This window comes from Bifidobacterium jacchi (assembly GCF_009078285.1).
GTDB lineage: Bacteria > Actinomycetota > Actinomycetes > Actinomycetales > Bifidobacteriaceae > Bifidobacterium > Bifidobacterium jacchi.
Genome location: NZ_RQSP01000077.1, coordinates 1 through 5,105, shown reverse-complemented (window position 1 = coordinate 5,105; position 5,105 = coordinate 1). Strand labels below are relative to the sequence as shown.

3 protein-coding genes are annotated in these 5,105 nt (G+C 62.5%); 2 read left to right on the top strand and 1 reads right to left on the bottom strand.

Going from position 1 to position 5,105, the window contains the following annotated elements:
* Nucleotides 1–351: 351 nt before the first annotated feature.
* Nucleotides 352–2,667: an alpha-galactosidase gene (locus EHS19_RS10290; RefSeq protein ID WP_151917672.1), complete on the top strand. Its 2,316-nt coding sequence runs from the start codon at nucleotides 352–354 to the stop codon at nucleotides 2,665–2,667.
* A gap of 54 nt (nucleotides 2,668–2,721) precedes the next feature.
* Nucleotides 2,722–3,987: a threonine ammonia-lyase gene (ilvA, locus tag EHS19_RS10285; RefSeq protein WP_151917671.1), complete on the top strand. Its 1,266-nt coding sequence runs from the start codon at nucleotides 2,722–2,724 to the stop codon at nucleotides 3,985–3,987.
* Between the two features lie 24 nt (nucleotides 3,988–4,011).
* Here ilvA and EHS19_RS10280 read toward each other — a convergent pair whose 3' ends face one another.
* Complete coding sequence (locus EHS19_RS10280; RefSeq protein ID WP_151917670.1) at nucleotides 4,012–4,767, bottom strand: Sir2 family NAD-dependent protein deacetylase; 756 nt, start codon at nucleotides 4,765–4,767, stop codon at nucleotides 4,012–4,014.
* Between the last annotated feature and the right edge of the window lie 338 nt (nucleotides 4,768–5,105).

The window sequence follows — 5,105 nt, the reverse complement described above, 5'->3', positions numbered from 1 at the left end:
AAACTGAGAGGCTGTTTTTGCGTTCCACGGTGGTCTATCTCAAAACTAAGAGGCTGCCGTAAGCCGATAAGTCACCGTGGTTGTGCTGTTTTTGGCTTGATGCTGTGGTCGTCATGCGTTCGCGTAGCCTCTCAGTTTTGAGATAGACCACCGTAAACTTCAAAATCAGCCTCTCAGTTTCGAAATAGGGGGTGAAATCGGTTCGAGCCTAGGGGCGCCGGGAGCTCAGCGCATTCGCGAACAGCGAGCAGCGCCGACGCCTCAAACGCCATATCATCGATATCAGTACACGTTCCAACAACAATGCGAACGACTGTAGCCGTGAACCACCAACCCTTCAAGGAGCCAGCAATGCCGCTCATCCAGCAATTCCAAGGAACCGCCGCCGATGGCGCCGATCTGACCGCGATCTACGCCGAGCAGCCGTCCGCGGGCGTCGCGTTTGCGCTGATCTTCGCGGGCGCCGATCTGCCGAGATTCGTCCACTGGGGTCGTCCAATCGCCGATCCGGCCACCATCATCAGCCAATACGATGCGCTGCGCCCGCAACGCGTCTCCGGCGCGCTCGACGACACCGCCTGGCCGTCGATACTGCCCACGCAATCCGAATCATGGATCGGCGCGCCACGTTGCGAAATCCGCCGCGACGGCATTGAACTGCACTGTCGATTCCAAGTCGAAGCCGTCACTGCAACCGCCATCGAACACGATGCCGGCGCAGTGGCACAACCGTCACACTCCGCCACAGTCGGCGACCAACTGTTCGCCGAGCGCAGCAGCAGCGGGAATCCAAGCCAAACCCCAACCATCGCCGTTGAAGCCAGCGACGATGAGCAGGGCGTCGGCATTATCTGGACATGCGAGCTCGACGAATCAGGGCTCATTCGCCAGCGCCTCGAAATCACCAATCTCGGCGGCGGCACACTGGATATCGGCCGCATCGAACTCGGCTTCCCGCTGCCCGCCGACGCAAGCGAAATCCTCACCACCACCGGCCATCACTTACGCGAACGACACCCGCAGCGCCAGCCGCTCACCGTCGGCCGTTTCGAAAAACTCGCCATGGCCGGCCGCCCCGATTTCGACGCAAGCCTGCTGCTGTCCGCCGGCGAACCGGGCTTCGGCTTCACGCGCGGCGACGTGTACTCGGTGCACGTCGGCTGGAGTGGCAATAGCGTTCTGTCCGTCGAACGACTGCCGTACACGACCGGACTCATCGGCGGCGGCGAAATCCTGCTCGGCGGCGAAATCGCGCTCGCAAACGGCGAATCGTACACGACGCCGTGGGTCTACGGATCGTATGGTCACGGGCTCAACGAGGTCGCCGCGCGCTTCCACGAATACTTGCGCCGCGTTCACCGCGACGAACGCCGCGCGCTCGGCATCGCCGACAAGCCGCGACCGGTCATTCTCAACACGTGGGAAGCCGTGTATTTCAACCATAATTACGATACGCTGGCCGCGCTCGCCGACAAGGCGGCGGCGATCGGCGTGGAACGATTCGTTGTCGACGACGGCTGGTTCGGTTCGCGCCGCGACGACACCAGCGGACTCGGCGACTGGCAGATCGCGCAAAGCGTGTGGCCGGACGGGCCGAAGAGTCTACGCGCGCTCGCCGATTACGTGCATGGGCTCGGCATGGAGTTCGGACTGTGGTTCGAGCCGGAAATGGCGAACTTGCAGTCCGATGTGGTGCGCCGGCATCCCGACTGGGTGCTGCGTCCGACCGCGAGCCGACTGCCGATGCAGGGGCGCTCGCAGCAGGTCGTCGACCTGACGAATCCGGACGCGTACGCGTACGTGTACGGCTGCGTGGATCGTCTCGTCGGCGAGCTGGGCATCGACTACATCAAGTGGGACCACAACAAGCTGGTGACCGAAGCGGTCTCGCCGCGCAGCGGTCGGCCGGCCGTGCATGCGCAGACGCTGGCGGTGTATCGGATGATGCACGATCTGAAGACCGCGCATCCCGGGTTGGAGATCGAAAGCTGTGCGTCGGGCGGCGGGCGCGTCGATCTTGGGATTCTTGAGATCACGGATCGCATTTGGGTTTCCGATTGCGTCGATCCCGTCGAACGCGCCGATATCCAGCGTTACACGTCGCTGCTCGTGCCGCCGTTCATGATGGGCGAGCATGTGGGGGCCAGCCCCGCACACTCCACACATCGTGCGACCAGTCAGGAGATGCGTATGGCGATGGCGTTCTTCGGGCACATGGGCGTCGAATGGAATCTGCTCAAGGAGTCGGATGCGAACGTGGCCAAGCTCGGCGAGTGGATCGCCGAATTCAAGAAGCATCGCGAATGGTTCGCGGTCGATACCTGCGTGCATTCGGATTGCTCGGACCCTGCGGTGCGTGTGGACGGCATGGTCAAGCCGGACCGTTCCGCCGCGTTCTACCGGTTCACGCAGCTGACCACATCCGACACGTATCCGGCGGCGCCGGTGCGGCTGCCCGGGCTTGACCCGGACTGCACGTATCGCATACAGCCGCTGTGGCTGGATTTGGATCTTGACGGGCTGGGAATTGGCAATGGACAGTCGCCGCTCGGATGGTGGACTCCTAACGGGGTGCTCATGACCGGACGCGCGCTCGCGACGTACGGGCTGCGGCCGCCGTCGGTGCATCCTGCACAGAGTGTCCTGCTTACCGCCATTCGGCAGTGAGCGGCGATGGACGCAAAACGCTCCTCGCCCAGCCCGACGCATACAATGACCCTCATGGAACAAAAAGACGTCCTCAAGGCACTGCAACGTGATCATGCGGCCGAGCTGAAGCTTGCCGCCGAACGGTTGAAGGGGACCGCCCGTCACACCGAAATCATTCCTTCGCCAGCCCTCAGCGAGATGACCGGCCACGAGATCCTGCTCAAGCCGGAAAATCTTCAGGTCACCGGATCGTTCAAGATCCGTGGCGCATACAACAAGATCGCCTCGCTTTCCGACGAGCAGCTCGCGCGCGGCATCGTCACCGCATCCGCAGGCAACCATGCGCAGGGCGTCGCCTACGCGGCACGCGAACGCGGCGCGAAGGCGACGATCTGCATGCCGACGATCACCCCTCCGCTCAAGGTCGATGCCACGAAGGCGTATGGTGCCGACGTGGTGCTCTACGGCGACGTGTTTGACGAATCCGCCGCCCACGCCGCACATCTCGCCGAAACCGAAGGCATGATCTACGTGCCGCCGTTCGACGACTACGAGGTCATCTGCGGTCAAGGCACGATCGGTCTGGAAATCCTCGAAGACGTGCCGAACGTCACCGACGTTGTTGTGCCGCTTGGCGGCGGCGGTCTTGGTGCCGGCGTGGCGCTCGCCATCAAGACGTTCAAGCCGGAGGTTCGCGTGATCGGCGCGATCCCGGAGGGTTCTCCCGCGTGGAAGGATTCGTTCGCCGCCGGCCGCGTGACTCCGGCCGATCAGGTGGTCACGTCGGCTGAGGGCGTTGCGGTCAAGCATCCGGGCGATCTGCCGTTTGCTCTGCTCAACGAGTTCCTGGATGATCTGGTCACCGTCACCGAGCGCGACATCAATGAGATGATTCTGCTCATGCTGGAGAAGCACAAGCTGGTGGTCGAGGCCGCCGGTGCGGTGTCGCTGGCCGCTTTGGAACATCTGAACCTGCGTTCTCGCAAGTTCGCGTCCGCTCCGGGGCCGCATGTGGTGGTGCCGATCATGTCGGGCGGCAACATCGACACGGTGACGATGGGCGCGGTCATCCAGAAGGGCATGATCGCCCGTGGCCGCATCATGAACTTTGAAGTGGAGCTGCCCGATACGCCCGGCCAGCTGGTCAAGGTGGCGACGCTGCTTGCCAAGGAGCGCGCCAACGTGATCGCGCTTGACCATGATCAGTTCAAGGCGTCCGGCCACTACACGAATGCGGTGTCGCTTGGCGTCACGGTCGAAACGAACGGCCCTGATCATATCGAGCGCATTCTCACCGCTTTGCGCGAGGCCGGTTTCCAGCCCAAGCGCATCTACTGATTCGCGCTTTGGCTGGCTTGCGCGTCAGCTGTTCTCGGCGATGGTCTCGTCCACGAGTTTCGGCAGGGCCACGGCGATATCCTCCCGGATGAGTCGCGTGGCCAGCCGGTCGTATTGCGTCCGCCCCATGTTCATGATGGTGACCGGCACGCCGGCCTGCGCCGCCACCGGCACGATGCTTGCCGCGGGGAACACCTCCAGCGTGGACCCGATCACCCACAGCTCGTCGGCCTTGGTGGCGAGGCTGTACGATTTCTCCATCGCGCCGTCCGGCAGCGACTCGCCGAAGTAGACGACATCGGTTTTGATCATGCCGTTGCATGGCATGTTGCCTTGATATTTGAGCAGCCGATGGCAGTGGGGGTCCGGTTCCTCGTCGAGTTTGGCCATGATGTCGGCGGTGTTGTATTTGGCGTGGCATTTCATGCAGTGCGATGTGCCGATGGTGCCGTGCAGGTTGACGATGATGTCGGGCGAGTTGCCGGCCTTTTCGTGCAGGGCGTCGAAGTTCTGCGTCGCCAGCAGCGTGAGCATGCCGGCTTTCTCGAGTTTGACGAGCGCTTTGTGCGCGGCGCCCGGCTGCGCGTTCCATACGGGTGATTCCTTCTGCCAGCGCCATGAATATTCACGCGCTTCTGTGTCGGTGAGGAACGCGTCGATGTCGTAGACGCTCATCTGGTCGGGGTGTTTGGTCCAGACGCCGTCCGGGCCGCGGAAGTCGGGGATGCCGGCCGATGTTGAGATGCCGGCTCCGGTCAATACTGCGATTTTTTTCGTCATGCCTACAGGTATACCCGCGTTTGGTGAACGCACGGTGTTGTGGTTGTTTGCTGCGGGTTGTTTGCTGCCGGCTGGTGTGGTTGCCGCCGGTTGTTGCTGTGATTGCTGTGTTGCCGAGGCTGGCGTGATAGGCGGTGCTGCTGCGTTGCTGTTGTTGGGTGGGCTGCCGGGCTGGTTGTCGGGCTGATTGCTGGGCGGCGGCGGAGTTGGGGCTCGTCTGGTGTGATGGTCGGTGTCGATGATTGTGCCAGCATGTGTTGGCGTTGGTGTTGCGTGTTGTTTACTTGGGGGTTGTTTTGGTTGGTTAGACTGTGGGTTGTGTGGCGTTGGATCCCGTG